The following is an 18559-nucleotide window of genomic DNA, read 5'->3' on the forward strand; positions in this document are numbered from 1 at the left end:
TTCCCCTTAAGGAAGAATGCCCGAACGAGGTCGAACGAAGCCGGACGAGCCGGCAGGCGGATCAGACGAACTGGCCGGTGTTGTCCTTGCGGCTGAGCCGGTAGGCGGCAATCAGCGCGAAGGCGGCGGCGAAGGCGACGAGAATCGCCAGGTTGAGCGGCAGATCGGACAGCCGTTCCCCGCCCTGGAGCTTATCCAGCGAATCGAGCAGCCAGCGCTGCGGGAGGAAGGAGGAGATGCGGCGAACCGCGTCAGGCATAATATCCGTTGGGAAAAAACAGCCCGAGAGGAGGCAAGTCGGCGTGATGACGAGATTCGACAGGGCTGCGGAAGCGGCGTTGCTGGACGAGAAGGAGACGATAAGCAGCGAGAGTCCGATCGCCGCCAGCGCGAACAGGAACAGAATGGCCGTCAGCTCCCCGAACGGGACTCCCGCGTCGATGCCGAGCACAACCTCCATGAAGATCAGCGTCAGCACAATCTGCACCGCGAGCACGATGGCGTTCACGGTCACATTGGCCAGGACGTAGATGCGGGAGGAGACGGGAGAGGACATCATCCGCAGGAACGTCCGGTTCTCCCTCTCCTTCGACATGAACTCGGTGAGCGAGTAGGAGGACGTCAGCATAAACAGGATCAGGAAGCCGATCGCCTGGTAAGTGACGTCCTTCTTGCCGGAAGAATCCCGAAGCGTCTTGGATGACACCTGATAACCGCTGTGGGCGAAGTCCTCGTACAGCCGGTCGAACAGCTCGGGATTGCTCGCGCTCGTCTGCGCGATCGCCGCCGTATTGCCGAGGTATTCGTTCAGCATGGCGCCGACGTAGGCGGTCACCTGCGCGCCTCGGATGGAGACGATATCCGCGGCCGGCGCTTCGCCGTGCTTCAGCTTCTCCGAGAAGCCTGCGGGGAACACGACGCCGCTGTCGATCTCGCGGCTTGCGATCTTCTCCTTCAGCTTGGCCTCGTCAAGCATCGTTACCTCCACCTTCTCCAGGCGGGAGAGGTAGTCCGCCGCGTCGGCCGCGATGGAGACATCGCCGTCGTTGTTCGCGATGCCGATGTGCAGCGTTCCGCTGTTCGTGTTCCCGTAGAGAAGCAGGGACAGAAGCACCCCGGCGATGGGCAGGATGAGATGGAGCAGACCGCTCTTGCGGTCGCGCAGGATCAAAGTCAGGTTCTTGCGAACGAGCCATAGCCAATCGTTCCGCATGTCAGAGGGCCTCCTTCTTGCGCATGAATGCTGCGCAGAGAGATAAGAATAGGACGGAGAGAATCACATTGAGCAGCAGCGTCGGCCACATGGCCTGCACGTCATCCGAATAGATGATCCGGGCCAGGGCATTGTTGATCCAGTAGAGCGGAGAGAGCTTCGCGACCCACACCCACCAGCCCGTCATGCCCGAGAGCGGGAAGTACGCGCCGCCGATGAACGAGAAGATCTGGGTGACCATCATCACGACCGAGGAGCCGCCGTCGCTCTTGAACAGGTAACTCGCCCCGACTCCGACGCTTACCGCGAGCAGCACTTCCGTGAAGAGAAGCAGGAGGACGGAGCCGTAGTGGCTGCCCCATTCCGCTCCAAGCACGAACCGGCTGAACGCAACAACCGCGATGACGAAGACAAAGTTAATGACGGTGCTGCCGATGATCTTCCCCGCGAACAGCTCGCCCTTGGAGAGCGGGGCGGCGGTCAGACGGAGCGCGGTATGGCGCAGCTTCTCGCTGCGGAACAGTTGGGTTGCGGACATGCAAGCATAGAAGGCGATCATCGTCGACATGGCCATCGCGTAATAATCCATCGAATTCGGCGCGCGATCGGCCGTCAGCGACGTCTCGCGGACATAGGTGCCGCTTCCCGCCGCGGCGAGCAAGGAAGGGAGGGCGTCGGGGGCTTGGCTCGCCGCTGCCATAGCGAGCGAGTAACGGTTCGCGAACGAGGCGAGCATCGCTTGCAGAATGTCGCTCTCGACCGTCAGCTTGGAGCTGCCGTAGAAGGCGATTCCGTCGCTTCCGATCTTCGCGTAGGCGGCGTATTCGCCGTTCTTGACGGCTGCTTGCCCGTCGGCTTCGGCGGACAACGCCGTTGCGGCCACGCCGCTGCTTGCGAGCGACGTCGAGAACCCGTTCCAGTAGCTCTCCACCGGCGAGGCTTGATCCTCCAGCGTGTAAGCCAGCTTCAATTCGTCGAAGCTCAGGCTGTCCGTGAAGGCGTTGCTCAGCGCCGAGCCGAGAATAAGCATAAGGACAATCGGGAAGGCAAGCATAAACAAGAAGGCGCGTCTGTCCCTTATCGTGGTAACAACTTCTTTCCAGGCGATGCTGGCGATCTTCATCTCGCTCTCTCCTCCCCCTAATCCCGCAGGTTCCGTCCTGTGAGGGTCAGGAATACCGACTCGAGGTTCGGGGCCTGCTCTTCGACCGAGCGGATGTCGGCACGGCTGCGGATCAGCTGCTGAATAATCTCGTTCAGGTTGTTGATCTCCGCCTTGGATTGCAGCTTGATCATTCCGTCGTCGATGCGGGCCGAGACGATTCCAGGGATGCTCCGCAACGCTTCGATCCCGACGCCTTCCTCCGAACGGACGCCGATCCAGATTTCCTTCGTGTCCGTCACGATCGCCTTGAGCTGCTCCTTCGTTCCTTCGGCGATGATTTTCCCATGGTCGACGATGGCGATGCGCGTGCAGATCTCTTCGACTTCCTCCATATAGTGGCTTGTGTAGATGATCGTACAGCCCATCTCGTTCAGCTTCCGCACCGATTGCAAAATATAATTGCGCGAATGAGGGTCGATGCCGACCGTCGGTTCGTCCATGATGATGAGCTTGGGCCGGTGGGCGATCGCGCAGGCGATATTCAGCCGCCGCTTCATGCCGCCCGAGAAGCTCTTCGGGAAGCTCTTCGCCTTGTCGCCGAGTCCGACGAATTCGAGCGCCTCCTCCGTTCTCTCCTGGAGCAGCGAGCCGCGAAGGCCGTACAGCCCGGCGAAGAATCTCACGTTCTCGTAAGCCGTGAGCTGCTCGTAGATTGCGAGATCCTGCGGCACGATGCCGATGTTCGCCTTGGCGAAGCGCGGGAACTTCGCGATGTTCTTGCCGAGAATCTCGATGTCGCCCTTCGTTGCCTTCAGCAGCGAGGAGACCATGTGGATCGTTGTGCTCTTGCCCGCCCCGTTCGCTCCGAGGAAGCCGAAGATCTCGCCCTCGCGGACGCTGAGGCTCATATTGTCGACGGCGGCGAAGTCGCCGAACGTCTTGGTCACGTTGCGAATATCCAGTACGTTCACCTGCGTACCCTCCCTTGATTCCTTGTTCTTCCTGCTCTCTTCTTCATGTCCTCATTGTAGAGAAAAAGGGCGACCTTATGACAGTGCATAAGTTCACCCTTCGGGCGTGAGAAATCTCATGATTTGATTTTATCCGCCTTCCCGCGGAAGCAGCGTCGTCACCCGGAAGCCGCGCGTTCCGTCCACGACGACCGTGCCGCCGACGGAGGCGGCGCGCTCCTCCATGCCGGCGATGCCGAGCCCCTTGACGACCTTCGCCGCCCCGACGCCGTTGTCGGAGACGATCGACTGGACGAAGCGGTTAAGCACATTGACCTCGATGCCGACGACGGTCGCGCCCGAATACTTCAGGGCGTTCGTGAGCGCTTCGGTCGCGTTCTCCTGGATGATTTTCCATTGGAGGGGCGTGATCGCGTCGAGGTCGCCTTGATGGGTGACCGTCGTTGCGACGGAGGAGCCGAGCCTGGCCGACAGCTCGTCCGCATACAGGCGCAGCCGGTGAATGCCGAGCTCCTCAGCCTTCGGTTTGATGTCCTTGAGCGCCAGGCGGATGCGCTCCAGCCCTTCCTTCGAGATTGCGATCGCGTTGCCGAGAAGCTCCGCGGACTTGGCCCTGTCGGACTCGAGCAGCCGGCGGGACGCTTCCATCTGAATGAGCGCTCCGGCCATCGAATGGCCGATCTCGTCATGAATTCGCTGCGAGAGCCGATTCCGTTCTTCGAGCTTGCTCGTATATTCGGATTGTCGCCGGTACGCCTCATTCTCGCCTAGCGCTCTTGTCAGCCGCTCCAGATCCGCCTTCATTCGGTCCCGTGCGTGTTCCATGCGGCTCAGCTTGTTCCGTTCGGCGCGCAGACCGAAGAAGAGCAGCAACGACAGGGCCGCCGCGAAGGCGTAGAGCGGCATGAGCTCTTTCGGCAGGAAGGGCAGCGGAACAAGCGCAAGCAGGAGCGGAAGGGCGAGCTTGAGCGGAGCATGTGTCTTGGCTTCTTCGGCCCGGGTGCGGAGCTCGGCCAGCTCTAGCAGGTTCGGCGGGAGCAGCAGCGCGTACTCCGGGGACAAGCGTGCGGCGCACAGGACGATAAGGGACGAGGAGAGCAGCAACAGCGCGGCGGAGAGGCTTCGGCGAGGGAACAGGAGCATGGCGACGTTCAAGATCAGATAAAGAAGGCAGGCGAAAATATCCCATGCGGAGCCCGGACCGGACAGGAAGCAGGTGGCGGCGACTACGTAGAAGAGCAGCGATGCCTTGCCCCCGATCATCCACAATTCCATGCGGCGGCCCTCCTAATTCTCGCTTGGCTTCGTGGCCCCGGTCAGGTAATAGATCGCGATCTGCGTGCGATGCTCGAGCGCGGTCTTGTTCAGAATCGACGTGATGTGGTTCGCGACCGTCCCTTCCGAGAGGAACAGCTTCTTCGAGATCTCCTTGTTGGACAGCCCCTTCGCGATCAGCGCGATAACGTCGAGCTCCCGTTCGGTGAACAGGCTGCGGTCGATCCGGCCGCCCGCGCCGGCAGCGGGCCCCGCGTTCGCGCCCTCCGCCAGCTTCTCCAGCACGACATCCTGCAGCACGCGGTGCTCCGCGAACACGCTCCGGATTGCGTCGCGAATCCGGTCGGGCTCGTTGTTCTTGAGCAGGTAGCCGCGCGCGCCGGCTTGAATGGCTTCCATGATGTATTCGTCGTCGTCGAAGGTGGTCAGAATAAACGGCTTCGTCTTCGTCCGCGCCGCGATCTCGCGGGTCGCCTGCACGCCGTTCATGACGGGCATCCGGATGTCGAGCAGCGCCACATCGACCTCATTGGCCAGGCAATAGTCGACGGCCTCGGCGCCGTTCTCGACCGCGACGACGACCTCGAAGTCGGCATAGCTCGATAAAATAATCCTCATCCCTTCACGGATGAAGGAATTGTCGTCGGCAATCAGCACTCGGATGGGCATTCGTCGTTCCTCCCAGGATTAACGCCCGGAGGGCGCTCCGTCCGTCTTCGTCTGCGTCATCTTGCCCATGTCGGAGGCGAGCTTGTCCAACTGCAGGAAGCTGTCGACGATGTCGCCGATGCGCTTGTCCTGCGTCGTCATGCTGGCGGACATCTCTTCGATCGCCGCCATGTTCTGTTCGGTGGAGCTGGCAATCGCGACGATCTGATCCATCATCTTGTCGTATTGGGTGCGCAGATCGTCGGCGGAGCGGGTGACCTCCGCCGACTGCCGCTCGACTTGCCCGGAATCCCGCGTCAGCGAACGCATCACTTCCGCTACTTTGGCGACTGCGGCGCCGCTCTCGACAACCGACTGCTGACCCCGCGCGACCTGATCGACCGCCAGCTCTGTCTTGGATCGGATCGCCTCGAGAATCGTCTCGATCTGCTCCGTGGAGTTCTTCGACGATTCGGCGAGCTTGCGGATCTCGTTGGACACAACGGCGAACCCTCTGCCGTGCTCGCCTGCCCGGGACGCTTCGATAGCGGCATTGAGCGCAAGGAGGTTCGTCTGATAGGAGATGTTCTTGATCGCCGAGACGATGCTGCCGATCAACTGGTTCTGATCGTTAAGCTCGTTCATCAGCGCGAAGGAAGCATCGATGTTCGCATGAACGTGCCCCATCCGCTCCTCCAGCAATTCGGCTTCCCGGCTGCCGATGTCCGTCAATTGGACGGAGCTGTCCGATACGGTCTTCATCTCGTTCGCGCGTTCGGCGAGAGAGGCGACTGCCGCCTCGATCAGGCGCACGGCTTCGCTAATATAAGCCAGGCTGTTCGTCTGCGTCTCGATGTCGGCCGTCACCTCGGCGAATGAGGTCGTCACTTCCTTCGAGATGACGCCGGTGGAGGTGATGTTCGACTTCAGATTGGAGCTGAACTCGTTCAAGGACCCGAGCGCTGCCCTCACGTTGTCAACGATGCCTTGGGCGCGTCTGCTCTCGGCGATCGCTTGCTCGCGCTGCTGCCCGGCTTCGGACTGCAGCTTCTCGCTGAAGCGGGAGGAGAAGTAGAGCGGTGCGGCAATAAGAAGGAAGTACAGGAGGATCGTGTACAGAGCATTGTTGCCGAACACTTCTTCATTGTAAGGGCTGACGAACAAGTACAAGGTCAGGGCGATCCCGGACAGTCCGGAGAAGGCGATGGAGCGTGAATTGCCGTACAGCGTCATGATGGCCAGATTGACATACACAAGGAAATAAGTCGTGATGATGGGACCGCTCATAATGAGCAGAAGCGTAAGCGCTGTAACGATGGCCGAGATAATGTACATAATGTAGCCGGACAACCACCGCTTGTACGTCAATAATGTTGCGGTGCCGCTCGCGAACGTGCCGACGATTGCGAGCACGATAACGGAGCGTTGAGACACGCCGGTCAGGAAGTCTACGATGATGCCAAGCACGAGCATGCCCCAGATGATGTTGACGAGGAGCTTGTTTCTGCGCTGCAAAGTGTCGTTGAATTGCACAAAAGGCCCGCCTTCCGCTTTTGGTATGTTGTTCCCAAAATTATACTATACTGTGGTGCCTTTGCACTAGTATGCGATAGAGCAAGCGGGGCTGCCGCAAGGAAGAGCGGCGGCTCGTCATCTTTGTCCGAATAATCGTCCAAGTCCCTTCATAGACATGAACCATGGAATAACCAATGTGCAGAGGGGTTGATCTCATGCGTCGTCGAGTCCCATGGATCTTGTCCATGGTCGTGCTGCTGACCGCCGTCTTGTCCGGATGCGGCAGCAAGAACGCGGATTCGGTCGTGAAGGATTTGAGCAAGGTGGCCAGCAAGCTGGAGAGCTATCAAGGAAGCGGCACGATGACGCTGCACACGGGGCAGCAGCCGCTGGAGTACAAGGTTGAAGTGTGGTATCAGAAGCCGTCTTATTATCGGATCGCTCTGACGAACGAGCAACGGGACATTACGCAGATCGTGCTTCGCAACGACGACGGGGTGTTCGTGCTGACCCCGAGGCTGAACAAGAGCTATCGCTTCCAGAGCGATTGGCCGGAGAACCAAGGGCAGGTGTACCTGTACCAGACGCTCCTGCAGAGCATCGCGATCGACAACTCGCGGCAATTCACGACGGATAAGGACGCCTATGTATTCGACGTCATGGCGGGCAACTATCAGAACGGCTCGTTCGCGCGGCAGAAGATCTGGCTGGCCAAGTCCGACTACAAGCCGCGCCAGGTTCAGGTGACCGACACGAACGCGAACCTGATGGTCGAAGTGAAGTTCGACAGCTTCGAATTCGATAAGAAGTTCGACAAGTCCGCGTTCGATATGCAGAAGAACATGGACAACGCGCCGAGCTCCGGCTCGTCGAGCGCGACCGGAAGCGATTCGGGCAGTCCGGCCCCGGACACCGGTTCGTCGTCCGGCAATATCGAGGGCATCACCGAGGAAGGGACGGCGAATGGCCAGACGGATGCGACTTCCGGCCAAGGGGACACGACGACGAGCGGCGGAGTCGAAGGCGGCGGATCGACCGCGGTTCAAGGCCAGACGGACGAATTCCAATTCGTCGAACCGGACCCCGATTCGCTGCCGGAAGGCGTCGAGCTTAAGGACCAGAGGGATGTGCAATTGGCCGAGACGCAAGGAGTCATGCTCCGCTACTCCGGCACGTACGACTTCACGATCGTCGAGTCGATGCCGAAGGACGAAGCCGTCTCGTCGGGCGTGGGCATCATGCTCGATCTGGGCGCCACATGGGGCATGCTTGCCGGCGAGGATACGACAACGCTGACTTGGACCTACGACGGCATTGAATACCGGCTGACGACGGCCGACCTGCCGCAGGAGGACATGGTGCGGATCGCCCAATCCATGGCCGCCCAAGGCGCGGTCAAATAATGAACGGTAACGGCACGCTGACGGAACGGCGATAATTCGCCGGTGGCAAAGGTTGGCTCCTCCGCTTGCGTTGACAGCCCCGCGCTCTCCCGTTAACATTACGTTATCGGATTTATAGCTGGGATAGCTGTGCGGCTGACGGCAGCGCTGTCTGAATGAGGCAGCGTTGCCGTTCACGCTGTCAAGGACGAATTCGCGCCCGGGCGCCGGGTGCGGGTTCGCAGTCAGTAAAGCGGGTGGATTAGGATGGACAGTTTGGGGAAAATGGACAGTTGGGGAAATTTGGTTAGTTTGGGCGATTACTATCGGCCGACCGTTGCGGAGATTTCGCTTGATGCGCTGGAGCACAACGTGCGGGAATTCCGCCGGCGGCTTCCGGACGGCACGAAGCTGCTCGCTTCGGTCAAGGCCAACGCCTACGGGCATGGCGCGGTCGAATCGGCGAAGAGTGCGATCGCGGCGGGTGCCGATTACTTGGGGGTCGCCTTCCTGGACGAGGCGCTGCAGCTTCGCAACGGAGGGGTTGAAGCCCCTATTCTTGTTCTCGGCTATACGCCGTCGGAAGCGTTCGGCCTCGCGAGGGAGCGGGGAATCACGCTGACGCTGTACCGGGACGATCAGCTCGACGCGATTGCAGCCATGCCGACGCAAGGCCCCAAGCTTAAAGGTCACGTGAAGATCGACACCGGCATGGGGCGTCTTGGCGTGCTTCCCGGAGCGGATGCGGAGCGATTCCTCGACCGGGCCTGCTCGCTTCCGCAGCTCGATGTCGAGGGGATGTTCACCCACTATGCCAAAGCGGACGAGACGGACAAGACGCATGCGCTGATGCAGGCCGAGCGCTTCCGCGAGACGGCGGAATACGTGCGTCGCAGAGGGCTGCCGATCTCGATCATCCACGCCGGCAACAGCGCCGCCGGGATCGATCTGCCCGAGCGGATCGGGCAGATGCTGCGTCTCGGCATCGGTCTGTACGGCCTGTACCCGAGCGAAGAGGTGCGCAAGGAGGAGGTCGAGCTGCGGCCGGCGCTCTCCTTGAAGACGAAGCTGGTTCACGTCAAGACGGTGAATCCCGGCGAAGGGATCAGCTACGGCGCCCGGTACGTAACGAGCGGGACGGAGCGGGTCGGCACGCTGCCGATCGGGTATGCGGACGGCTTCAGCCGCATGCTGACGGGCAAGGCGGAGGTGCTGCTGCGCGGCATGCGGGCTCCGGTGTTGGGGACGATCTGCATGGACCAATGCATGATCGGGCTGAGCGAGATCGAAGCGGCTACGGGCAAGCCCGTCGAACCCGGGGAAGAAGTCGTCATTATCGGTCGGCAGGGAGATCAGGTATTGACGGCAGAGGAGGTCGCCCTTAAGCTGGGAACGATCAACTACGAGGTGACCTGCATGCTCGCCGCGCGGGTTCCGCGCGTCTACGTTCGCGGCGGGAACGCGACAAGCGTCGCGAACCCTTTAATTTCCGGGTGAATGTCATCTGTTTTTAGCGAAATAAGCAGGAATGTGGCCCCCTCGTCGCGAATGTTTTAGCCATAGTCGTATATTTATTTTGCGGGACGGTATACTGGCAATTAGGCTGAGGTTTTGGAAAATCTTTGGAGGTGCTTGTTCGGTGGCCAATATTCAGAACACGAAGCGGATTATGATTAGCCTTCCCGATCATCTGCTGCGAGAGGTCGACTTCGTCGTTGCCAAGGAGAACACGAATCGCAGCGAAATCGTGAGACAAGCGATGAAGCAATACCTCGTGGAGCGGAAGAAGCGGATGATTCGCGACTCCATGCAGCGCGGGTACTTGGAGATGGCTAAGATCAATCTGAATATGGCATCGGAAGCGTTCCAAGCGGAAGAGGATGCCGAGAGCACGTTAGGGCGTCTCGTAAGCGGGGTGTAGCCTTTGATCGTCAAACGCGGGGATGTGTTCTATGCGGACCTCTCGCCTGTGGTCGGATCGGAGCAGGGGGGCGTGCGTCCGGTTCTGGTCATTCAGAACGATATCGGCAACCGCTTCAGCCCAACCGTTATCGTGGCCGCCATCACGGCGCAGATTCAGAAGGCCAAGCTCCCTACGCATGTCGAGATCGACTCCAAGCTGCACGGATTGGACCGCGATTCGGTCGTTCTGCTGGAGCAGATTCGGACCATCGACAAGCAGCGGCTGACGGACAAGATCACCCATCTCGACGAAGAAATGATGCGCAAGGTCGATGACGCGCTGCTGATCAGCGTCGGTCTCATCGATTTTTAACGGAAGGACCGCCTCGTTGCGGTTCTTTTCTTTTGCAAATAACAATTGACAGAACCAATGCCGCGGTCTATATTAAACAAGTGATTAAAACAAATGTTTAAAACAAGCAGGTCTATAAAGAGATACGGAAGGCGGAGAGAAACGAATGAAGACAGTAAAGCTGTTTATGAAGAGGCCAACGACGATCATCGGAATTGCGACGGCGTTCTTGTTCCAGATTATTTTCTCGCTCGTGTGGATGACGGGCTACGACGGGGTGTCGGATCGGATCGGCGAGCTGAAGGTCGCGATCGTGAACGAGGATGCCGCGTACGGGGCGAAGATCGTGGAGCAGCTTCAGAGCTCGCTTCCGGTTCAGACAAGTGTGATTGCGGATTACGAGGAGGCCAAGGAGAAGCTGAACGATCGGGAGCTGCAGATGATCATCCATATCCCGGCCGACTTCTCGGCTTCCGCCGCCGACGCGGCGAAGACGGCCTCGATCGGTTATGTCGTAAACGAATCGAATCCGGCGACGATCAAATCGATGATGACGTCCGTCGCCGCTCAAGTGACGGCTGCCGTCAACAAGGCCGTCGTCGGCCAAGGAACCGCTCAGGCGCTGCAGGCGGCGCAGGTTCCGGCCGATCAGGCGGCAACCATGGCGTCCGCTCTCTCCGAGAGGGTCGTCTCGAGCACCGAGTCGATCAATCCGGTTCAGGGCATGAACAATCAGATGGTTCCGATGATGATGGTGCTCGCCTCCTACGTCGGAGCGATGATTATGGGGATGAACCTGGAGCAATCCTCGATGGCGGTCGGCGCCTCCGGCAGAGCGGGACGCTGGCAGCGCTTCGGCGCCAGAGCGATCGTCAATGTCGTCGCCGCGTTCTTCGTCTCGCTGGTCGGCGTCTCGCTCGTCGAAGCGCTCGGGGGGCAGTCGGAGCAAGGCTTCCTCGCCCTGTGGGGAACGGTATTCGCGGTTCTGCTTGCCTTCATGTTCGTGAGCCAGATGTTCCTTATCGTGTTCGGCATGGCCGGCATGCTGTTCAACATTCTTATGCTCTCGATGCAGCTCGTCTCCTCCGGCGCGATGGTGCCGAGGGAGCTGCTCCCGAACTTCTACGTCGCTCTGGGCGACGGCTTGCCGGCCACCTATGCGGTCAAGGGGCTGATGAACGTGCTGTTCGGAGGCTCGGGAACGGGGACGGCATTCGGAATGCTTGCGCTGATCGCCGGAGTCGCGTTCGCGGTGTCGGCGCTCGCGACGGCGCTGAAGCCGCAGCGCATTCCCGCCCAAGCGATGGCCGGCGCGCCGGGAGCGCCCAGTGCGGCCAGCCAAGCCAGATAAGCTGGATAAGCGCCGGCAATTGCCTTCTAACGGCGTTCTGGCGGGGGTTGTCTTGCTTCCGGCCGAGCCTGCGTTCATAATAAGTAGGATAACTTAAGGATGGCAAGCGCTTGGGATCGGAGGCAGCGATGGAATCGGCCGAGCACGACGTGAAGATGCGGCTGTTGTTGGCTGCGAAGAAGCTGTTCTCCCGTCAAGGCTTCGACGGGACGACCGTAAGACAGATCTGCGAGGAGGCGGGCGCCAATGTCGCGCTTGTCTCGTACTACTTCGGCGGCAAGGACAATATATACCGCGCTCTCTTCGACATGTCCTTCCCCGAGAGTCTCCTGCTGGAGGGAGAGCATGTCAAGCGGGAGCCGGTGAAGGCGATCAAGCTGCTGATCCGGAGGGTTGTTGCGTATCAGGCGGGGGACCCGGAGCTGGTTCGGCTGATTCAGCAGGAGGCCGCCCATCTGTCCCCGCGGGTGGCGATCGTTCAGAAGCATCTGGTGCCGGTCTGGCAGATGGCCAGAGAGATTATGGAGGAGGGGAGACGTCAGGGCGTCTTCCACTTCCGTTCGCTCGACAACACGTTCCTGTACGTATGGGGGGGCGTCTTGTTCCCGCGGGACTTCGGCTTCTTCGCTCCGGTCGTCAGCGAACCGGTCCCGTCTCCGGAAGAGAAGATCGCCGATGTGACCCGGTTCGTGCTCGGCGCGCTCGGCTATGCCGGCGATACGGAGCCGGATGCCAAGGATATTCCATAGCAGGACGCTTCCTTCGGGGGGCGTCCTTCGGTCGTTGCCGTCGTATTTACTTATTTAAAGGGGAGTCTGAAGCATGAGCGAAGCAACTCAGGACAGGAACGCGAAGGTGGCCGCGAAGGAAGCGGAGGAGCGGATGATCGCGCAGATCGCGGCCGAGCTCGGGCTGAAGTCCGGCCAAGTGAGAACGGTGGCGGCGCTGTTCGACGAGGGCAATACGATTCCGTTCATCGCCCGTTACCGCAAGGAGATGACGGGAGAGCTCGACGAGAACCAGCTTCGCGCGATCGAGGAGCGCCGCCATTACCTGAAGCAGTTGGAGGATCGGAAGAACGAGGTCGTCCGGCTGATCGAGGAGCAGGGCAAGCTGACGCCCGAGCTGGAAGCCGCGATCCGCAAGTCCGCGAAGCTGCAGGAGGTCGAGGACCTGTACCGGCCGTATCGGCAGAAGCGGAAGACGAGGGCGAGCGTGGCGAAGGAGAAGGGGCTGGAGCCGCTTGCCGAGTGGCTGCGCTCGCAGCCGCGCCAAGGCAGCCCGCTCGCCGAAGCGGCGCGTTACGTGAACGAGGAGAAGGGCGTGGCCACGGCCGAGGAAGCGCTGCAGGGAGCGATGGACATCGTGGCGGAGATCATCGCCGACGACGCCGATATCCGCAAGCGCGTGCGCCGCTATACGTGGGAGTATGGCATTCTGCAGAGCAAGGCGAAGGACGAGAACGCCGAGTCCGTATACGAGATGTACTACAAGTACTCGGAGCCGCTGAAGCGGCTGCCTCCGCACCGCGTGCTGGCGATGAACCGCGGCGAACGCGAGGACGTTCTCGCCATCGGCATCGAGCTGCAGACCGACCGCTTGATGGAGGAGCTGCGCCGCCGCATCCTGCGCGGACCGTCCGCGGCTGCGGAGACGCTCGAGGCGGTCATCGAGGACGCCTACAAGCGGCTGATCGCACCGTCGATCGAGCGGGAGCTGCGCGGCGAGCTGACCGGGAAGGCGGAGGAGCACGCGATCGGCATCTTCTCCGAGAACCTGCGCAATCTGCTGCTGCAAGCTCCCGTCAAGGGCGCGGTCGTGCTCGGCGTCGACCCGGCCTACCGCACGGGCTGCAAGCTCGCGGTCGTCGACGAGACCGGCAAGCTGCTGGAGGTCGCCGTCTCGTACCCGACTCCGCCGCACAACAAGAAGGCGGAAGCGGAGGCGCTCTTCCGCAGGCTCATCGCCCAGTACGGAGTTACGCTGATCGTCGTCGGCAACGGAACGGCTTCCCGCGAGACGGAGCAGTTCGTGGTCGGCGTCATCAAGGGGATGCCGGAGCGCAAGCTTCAATATCTGATCGTGAACGAGGCGGGGGCAAGCGTCTATTCGGCATCCAAGCTGGCGCAGGAGGAATTCCCCGACCTCGATGTCGCCGAGCGGAGTGCCGTCTCGATCGCACGGCGGCTGCAGGACCCGCTCGCCGAGCTGGTGAAGATCGAGCCGAAGGCGATCGGCGTCGGCCAGTACCAGCACGACGTGACGCAGAAGCGGCTCGAGGAGAGCCTTGGCGGGGTCGTCGAATCGGCGGTTAACCATGTCGGCGTCGACGTGAACACCGCATCTCCGTCGCTGCTCTCCTACGTCTCCGGCATCAACGGGACACTCGCGAAGAACATCGTGAAGGCGCGCGAGGAGAACGGCAAGTTCACGGACCGCAAGCAGCTTCAGAAGGTGCCGCGCCTCGGCGCGAAGACGTACGAGCAGTGCATCGGCTTCCTGCGCATCACAGACGGTGCGAATCCGCTCGACAAGACGCCGATCCATCCCGAATCCTACAAGGTCGTGGATCGCCTGTTCAAGGAGCTGAAGCTGAAGCCGGACGCGATCGGCACCGCGGAGCTAAGGAGCAAGCTGGATGCCTTCGGCCTCGTCGAGACGGCGGCCAAGCTGGAGGTCGGCGAGCCGACGCTGCGCGATATCGTGGATAGCCTGCTGCGTCCGGGGCGAGATCCCCGCGACGAGCTTCCGCAGCCGATTTTCCACACGGACGTGCTCGACATCGAGGACCTGAAGCCGGGCATGGAGCTTAGCGGCACGGTTCGCAACGTCGTGGACTTCGGCGCGTTCGTCGACATCGGCATCAAGAACGACGGTCTTGTTCACGTCTCGCAGCTCAGCAACCGGTTCGTGAAGCACTCGACGGAGGTCGTCGCGGTCGGCGACACGGTCAAGGTATGGGTCATCGGCGTCGACCTGAAGAAGGGCAGGGTCAGCCTGACGATGAAGGGGCCGGCAGGGGAGTAGGAGAGGAGCGGGCGCCGGCGCAGACGGGCAAGCCCCCGGATGAGCAAGCCGCCTCAAGCGGTCAGCCGTTGCGCCGGAAGGTCGCGCCGCATCGCCGTTCCGACTGCTATATAAGTTGAACAAGTTACAACCGCACCCAACCGTGAACCGGAAGCACTTCATCCGCAGCCGGACCGAGCGATAAGCCTGAAATTTCGAGTACATTTCGTGGTCTGCATCCAGAACGAGCGAATAAGCTTGAAGTTTCGAGTACATTTCGTGGTCTGCGTCCAGAACGAGCGAATAAGCCTGAAATTTCGAGTACATTTCGTGGTCTGCGTCCAGAACGAGCGAATAAGCTTGAAATTTCGAGTACATTTCGCGATCTGCGCTCAGAGCGGGCAAATAAGCCCGAAATATCGATTACATTGCGCAGCCCGCGTCCGTAGCGGCCAACTTCATCAAGCAAATAGACCGCCTGTCCTCGGGGAGATCGAGCATCGCTCGGCCGGCCTGAGGACAGACGGTCTTGTTCTTGCGGTTTCGCACTTGGGTCTTTCCCTTGCGCCTTCGCCCTTGCGCCTTTGTTCCTGAGCCTTCGTCCTTGCGGGCCCTTGCGCCTTCGCCCCTGTGCCTTCGCTGCCTCGTATCAATGCTGGGAACGAGTTGCCGTTCCGCTTGCCCCCGCGGGGGATTGCCGCTGGTAAAAGAACCAGCAATCGTTCAGCATCTTGATCTGCCGGCGGTCCTTCTTGAGGTACGCCCGCATGAGCTGGTTGCACAACCATTGCGGCATCGCCGTCGCCCTCCTCCCGATGTATGCTGCTTCCCTAGCATATGGGGGAGGGGGGCTAACCGTGCAGGTCCGACAGCGAATGGCATCGGGAACGGCGAATTAAATCGAAAGCTCTTCTTCCTCTTCGTACCACTGCTCAAGCTGCGCCTGCAGCGCGCGGATCTCCGTCAGCAGTGAGACGAGCGGGTAGGCGGATTCGCGAATCGCGGAGAACGATGCCTCCAACTCATTGAGGTAAGCGAGCCCGTTCATCGGCGAAGCGTTCTCGTCGAGCAGCTCCAGGGAGGCGCATTCGGCGACCGCCTTCGGCAGCGCAGGAACATTGTCCGCAGTCAGCTTCGCCAGCTCCTTGTGCAGCCGCAGGTTGAGGGCGCTGAGCTGGTAGGCGTGCGTGGCGGGCATCTCGACGAACAGCAGTGTGCCGTCGGCATTGTGAAGGATATTATAAGACTTGTTCGACATGGCGGCGAGAAGCTCCCCTCTGACAACTTATACTTGACAGTGTAGCCCAACCCTCGTCTAAAATTCAAGTAGCAAGGGGGAGAACGGATGGACGATCGACAATTGCAGGCGTGGGTGGAATCGGTATCGCTGAATGCCTTCGGAATCCCGTTCCGTCATCGCGCCACCTTTAACGGCAGGCTGCGGACGACGGGCGGGCGGTATTTTCTGAAGAGTCACAACATCGAGATCAGCCCGAAGCAGCTTGAGGTTCACGGAGCCGAGGAGACGGAGAAAATCATCAAGCACGAGCTGTGCCACTACCATCTTCATCTGGCGGGGCGGGGCTATCGGCACCAGGATGCGGACTTCAAGCGGCTTCTTCACAAGGTGGGCGCGACGCTCTACTGCCAATCGCTGCCTGGCGCGCGGCGCAGCTTGCCGGTGAAGTACCTGCTCGTCTGCAAGGAATGCGGAATGGCGTATCCGCGCAAGCGGAAGGCCGATCCGAAGCGCTACGCGTGCGGACGGTGCCGCGGCAAGCTGAGGCTGGTAGAAGCGCCAGCGGCGACAAATAACGAGTAAAAACAAGCGAGCAAGAGCTTGACTTCTCCGAGGACCCATGATAAATTAATACATGTCGCGTTTGGAGAAATTATTCCCTGATAGCTCAGTTGGTAGAGCACTCGACTGTTAATCGAGTTGTCACAGGTTCGAGTCCTGTTCGGGGAGCCATGGAGAAGTACCCAAGTGGCTCAAGGGGACCCTCTGCTAAGGGGTTAGACTGCGTAAGTGGTGCGAGGGTTCGAATCCCTCCTTCTCCGCCACCATCCAACAACGACAAGGACCTTCCCGGGCGCCCGAGAAGGTCCTTTTTTATTTTCCACAGCCGCTCACAGCCACTTCTTCCTCTTGTAATACCACCAGAGTCCGCCGGCGACGACGAGCATGATCAGCCACACGGCGGGATAGCCGTACTTCCACCTCAGCTCGGGCATAAACTTGAAGTTCATTCCGTACAGGCCGACGAGGAACGTCAGCGGGAGGAAGATGGAGCTGATAATCGTCAGCGTCTTCATGATCTCGTTCATCCGGTCCGACTTCATATTAAGCTGAAGGTCCAGGAGCGCCGTGATCGATTCGCGGAACGTGTCGATGGAATCGAGCTCGCGGGAGAGGTGGTCGTGCAGGTCGATGAAGTAGACGTCCGCTTCCTTGCGGCTGTACGGGAAGTTCTGATGGCTAAGCTGGCTGAGCGTCAGCTTCTCCTCCGAGAAGATGCGCCGCAGGTTGTGCAATTGGCGCTTCAGGCGGAACAGGTCGCCGGCGATCTTCACGTACGGGTTCTTGAAGACGGCGCGTTCGTGCTTGTCCAGCCGGTCGTCCGCCTTGTCGATCACTTCCGTATAATCGTCCACGCAGCGGTCCAGCAAGGTGTAGAGGATGCTGCCCGAATACTCCATGAGCTTCGTCGTTCGCTTGAACTCCTCCTCGGCTTCCTGAATGGATTTGACCTTGCTCTTGGCGACCGTGATGACGTAATTTGGGCCGATCACATGTTCGAGCTCGATGGTGGTCATATCCGTCTGTACGTGGAAAAAGACAAGCAGCATGTGTTTGTCGTACTTGTCCAGCTTCGGACGCTGGTTCACCTTGACGCAATCTTCGACGATAAGCGGGTGGCAGTCGAACTCATCGGCCAGCAGCCGTTCGATCTCCTCCTCGGACGCCCCGATCAAGGGAATCCAGGCGACTTCATGTTCTTCCGGGACGCGGATCGGCGTCTCCTGCACGGAATGGGATAAGGAGCTGTACAGAAGCATATTGGACACGGAGACACCTCGTTTCTTTGGAATTAGGATAACATATTTTAACACCGAAAAAACGCCCGGAAACAAGAAGGCGCCAGTCCAAAAAGTTTCAAAAAAATACTTGCGTTTCTAAAGCCCATCCGATATAATCATTTTTGTCGTCGAAACGAGGCGGCCCTTCGAAGAGATTAGAAGCACGTGTCCATGGCCCGTTGGTCAAGCGGTTAAGACACCTCCCTTTCACGGAGGTAACGGGGGTTCGATTCCCCCACGGGTCACCAACTTTCTTTTCGAGCCATTAGCTCAGTTGGTAGAGCACCTGACTTTTAATCAGGGTGTCGAAGGTTCGAGTCCTTCATGGCTCACCATGTATTGAATATGCGGTCGTGGCGGAATGGCAGACGCACCAGCTTGAGGGGCTGGCGGGAGCAATCTCGTGGAGGTTCGAGTCCTCTCGACCGCACCATAATAATAATGAAGCCGAAATTCCTTGATGCTCAAGGGATTTTTTTTGTTTGTTGCCGCCGTGCCGTGGAGCAAGCTGCAAAAAAAGAGCATCCCGGGAGCCAGATGCCCGCTTTAGGAGATGCTCTTCTCTTGCTCGCCGATGTTACCAGCCTCGTCTGTGAAGCTGAATTTCTGCTCTTTAGCGGATGGCCGCCGAATTTTATGTGAAAAATCAGAGCGACCGAGCATAGGTTGAGTAACTTAGCAGGTGGAAACCCTGCTTGGAAAAGGCGAAGCCACGCCACCAATAGCGAGTCTTGGAGCGAAGCTGGCAACAGAGTCGT

General features: G+C 59.9%; 17 protein-coding genes and 5 tRNA genes. 13 read left to right on the forward strand and 9 right to left on the reverse strand.

Annotated elements, in window-relative coordinates; translation table 11 throughout:
• Window positions 1-61 precede the first annotated feature (61 nt).
• The 6 genes from E6C55_RS27175 to E6C55_RS27200 form a co-directional block, all read right to left on the reverse strand.
• Window positions 62-1213, reverse strand: coding sequence for an ABC transporter permease (locus E6C55_RS27175; RefSeq protein WP_136372986.1), 1152 nt, complete (start codon window positions 1211-1213; stop codon window positions 62-64).
• 1 nt (window position 1214) lies between these two features.
• Window positions 1215-2336: an ABC transporter permease gene (locus E6C55_RS27180; protein ID WP_136372987.1), complete on the reverse strand. Its 1122-nt coding sequence runs from the start codon at window positions 2334-2336 to the stop codon at window positions 1215-1217.
• Between the two features lie 17 nt (window positions 2337-2353).
• Window positions 2354-3289 carry an ABC transporter ATP-binding protein gene (locus E6C55_RS27185; protein WP_136372988.1) on the reverse strand — a complete coding sequence of 312 codons (936 nt, stop codon included), beginning with the start codon at window positions 3287-3289 and terminating at the stop codon, window positions 2354-2356.
• 129 nt (window positions 3290-3418) lie between these two features.
• Entirely contained in the window at window positions 3419-4564 is a 1146-nt protein-coding gene (locus tag E6C55_RS27190) for a sensor histidine kinase (RefSeq protein ID WP_136372989.1), read from the reverse strand.
• 12 nt (window positions 4565-4576) lie between these two features.
• Window positions 4577-5233 carry a response regulator transcription factor gene (locus E6C55_RS27195; RefSeq protein WP_136372990.1) on the reverse strand — a complete coding sequence of 219 codons (657 nt, stop codon included), beginning with the start codon at window positions 5231-5233 and terminating at the stop codon, window positions 4577-4579.
• 18 nt (window positions 5234-5251) lie between these two features.
• The gene (locus E6C55_RS27200; protein WP_136372991.1) at window positions 5252-6745 is read right to left on the reverse strand and encodes a methyl-accepting chemotaxis protein; all 1494 of its coding nucleotides are present in this window, start codon (window positions 6743-6745) and stop codon (window positions 5252-5254) included.
• 197 nt (window positions 6746-6942) lie between these two features.
• Between E6C55_RS27200 and E6C55_RS27205 the strand changes: the two genes are divergently transcribed.
• From E6C55_RS27205 to E6C55_RS27235, 7 genes are all read left to right on the forward strand, one after another.
• Entirely contained in the window at window positions 6943-8130 is a 1188-nt protein-coding gene (locus tag E6C55_RS27205; protein WP_136372992.1) for an outer membrane lipoprotein-sorting protein, read from the forward strand.
• Window positions 8131-8376: 246 nt separating this feature from the next.
• Window positions 8377-9606 (forward strand): alanine racemase, encoded by a 1230-nt coding sequence (alr, locus tag E6C55_RS27210; protein ID WP_407923771.1) that lies wholly within the window; start codon window positions 8377-8379, stop codon window positions 9604-9606.
• A 142-nt stretch (window positions 9607-9748) separates the two neighbouring features.
• Window positions 9749-10030, forward strand: a complete 282-nt coding sequence (locus tag E6C55_RS27215) for a CopG family ribbon-helix-helix protein (RefSeq protein WP_126961022.1) — start codon at window positions 9749-9751, stop codon at window positions 10028-10030.
• A gap of 3 nt (window positions 10031-10033) precedes the next feature.
• Entirely contained in the window at window positions 10034-10384 is a 351-nt protein-coding gene (locus E6C55_RS27220; RefSeq protein ID WP_126961023.1) for a type II toxin-antitoxin system PemK/MazF family toxin, read from the forward strand.
• 145 nt (window positions 10385-10529) lie between these two features.
• Entirely contained in the window at window positions 10530-11714 is a 1185-nt protein-coding gene (locus E6C55_RS27225; RefSeq protein WP_136372993.1) for a YhgE/Pip domain-containing protein, read from the forward strand.
• Between the two features lie 110 nt (window positions 11715-11824).
• The gene (locus tag E6C55_RS27230; protein WP_136372994.1) at window positions 11825-12463 is read left to right on the forward strand and encodes a TetR family transcriptional regulator; all 639 of its coding nucleotides are present in this window, start codon (window positions 11825-11827) and stop codon (window positions 12461-12463) included.
• A 73-nt stretch (window positions 12464-12536) separates the two neighbouring features.
• Window positions 12537-14741, forward strand: a complete 2205-nt coding sequence (locus tag E6C55_RS27235; RefSeq protein WP_136372995.1) for a Tex family protein — start codon at window positions 12537-12539, stop codon at window positions 14739-14741.
• Window positions 14742-15369: 628 nt separating this feature from the next.
• Here the strand turns inward: E6C55_RS27235 and cmpA are convergent.
• Together cmpA and E6C55_RS27245 are read right to left on the reverse strand one after the other, a co-directional pair.
• Entirely contained in the window at window positions 15370-15516 is a 147-nt protein-coding gene (cmpA, locus tag E6C55_RS27240; RefSeq protein WP_136372996.1) for a cortex morphogenetic protein CmpA, read from the reverse strand.
• 99 nt (window positions 15517-15615) lie between these two features.
• Window positions 15616-15978, reverse strand: coding sequence for a hydrolase/acyltransferase (locus E6C55_RS27245; RefSeq protein ID WP_136372997.1), 363 nt, complete (start codon window positions 15976-15978; stop codon window positions 15616-15618).
• An 87-nt stretch (window positions 15979-16065) separates the two neighbouring features.
• Here E6C55_RS27245 and E6C55_RS27250 point away from each other — a divergent pair, with 87 nt between their 5' ends.
• The 3 genes from E6C55_RS27250 to E6C55_RS27260 all read left to right on the forward strand — a co-directional run bounded on the left by E6C55_RS27250 (window position 16066) and on the right by E6C55_RS27260 (window position 16784).
• Window positions 16066-16542 (forward strand): SprT family protein, encoded by a 477-nt coding sequence (locus E6C55_RS27250; protein WP_136372998.1) that lies wholly within the window; start codon window positions 16066-16068, stop codon window positions 16540-16542.
• Window positions 16543-16616: 74 nt separating this feature from the next.
• Window positions 16617-16692, forward strand: a tRNA-Asn gene (locus E6C55_RS27255).
• 1 nt (window position 16693) lies between these two features.
• Window positions 16694-16784: transfer RNA gene (locus E6C55_RS27260), tRNA-Ser, on the forward strand.
• 66 nt (window positions 16785-16850) lie between these two features.
• Here E6C55_RS27260 and corA read toward each other — a convergent pair.
• Window positions 16851-17780 carry a magnesium/cobalt transporter CorA gene (gene corA, locus E6C55_RS27265; protein WP_230986886.1) on the reverse strand — a complete coding sequence of 310 codons (930 nt, stop codon included), beginning with the start codon at window positions 17778-17780 and terminating at the stop codon, window positions 16851-16853.
• A 194-nt stretch (window positions 17781-17974) separates the two neighbouring features.
• Between corA and E6C55_RS27270 the strand changes: the two genes are divergently transcribed.
• The 3 genes from E6C55_RS27270 (at window position 17975) to E6C55_RS27280 (ending at window position 18234) form a co-directional block, all read left to right on the forward strand.
• A tRNA-Glu gene (locus E6C55_RS27270) sits at window positions 17975-18049 on the forward strand.
• Between the two features lie 11 nt (window positions 18050-18060).
• Window positions 18061-18136 (forward strand) — tRNA-Lys (locus E6C55_RS27275).
• A gap of 12 nt (window positions 18137-18148) precedes the next feature.
• A tRNA-Leu gene (locus tag E6C55_RS27280) sits at window positions 18149-18234 on the forward strand.
• The last annotated feature ends 325 nt before the right edge of the window (window positions 18235-18559 follow it).

The sequence above is a fragment of the Cohnella fermenti genome, assembly GCF_004801405.1.
GTDB classification, from domain to species: Bacteria; Bacillota; Bacilli; order Paenibacillales; family Paenibacillaceae; genus Cohnella; species Cohnella fermenti.

Coding starts and splice junctions, on each gene's coding strand:
- E6C55_RS27175 (WP_136372986.1), bottom strand. CDS start 1,213: ATGCGGAACGATTGGCTATGGCTCGTTCGCAAGAACCTGACTTTGATC.
- E6C55_RS27180 (WP_136372987.1), bottom strand. CDS start 2,336: ATGAAGATCGCCAGCATCGCCTGGAAAGAAGTTGTTACCACGATAAGG.
- cmpA (WP_136372996.1), bottom strand. CDS start 15,516: ATGCCGCAATGGTTGTGCAACCAGCTCATGCGGGCGTACCTCAAGAAG.
- E6C55_RS27235 (WP_136372995.1), top strand. CDS start 12,537: ATGAGCGAAGCAACTCAGGACAGGAACGCGAAGGTGGCCGCGAAGGAA.
- E6C55_RS27195 (WP_136372990.1), bottom strand. CDS start 5,233: ATGCCCATCCGAGTGCTGATTGCCGACGACAATTCCTTCATCCGTGAA.
- E6C55_RS27190 (WP_136372989.1), bottom strand. CDS start 4,564: ATGGAATTGTGGATGATCGGGGGCAAGGCATCGCTGCTCTTCTACGTA.
- corA (WP_230986886.1), bottom strand. CDS start 17,780: ATGCTTCTGTACAGCTCCTTATCCCATTCCGTGCAGGAGACGCCGATC.
- E6C55_RS27205 (WP_136372992.1), top strand. CDS start 6,943: ATGCGTCGTCGAGTCCCATGGATCTTGTCCATGGTCGTGCTGCTGACC.
- E6C55_RS27225 (WP_136372993.1), top strand. CDS start 10,530: ATGAAGACAGTAAAGCTGTTTATGAAGAGGCCAACGACGATCATCGGA.
- alr (WP_407923771.1), top strand. CDS start 8,377: ATGGACAGTTTGGGGAAAATGGACAGTTGGGGAAATTTGGTTAGTTTG.
- E6C55_RS27250 (WP_136372998.1), top strand. CDS start 16,066: ATGGACGATCGACAATTGCAGGCGTGGGTGGAATCGGTATCGCTGAAT.
- E6C55_RS27245 (WP_136372997.1), bottom strand. CDS start 15,978: ATGTCGAACAAGTCTTATAATATCCTTCACAATGCCGACGGCACACTG.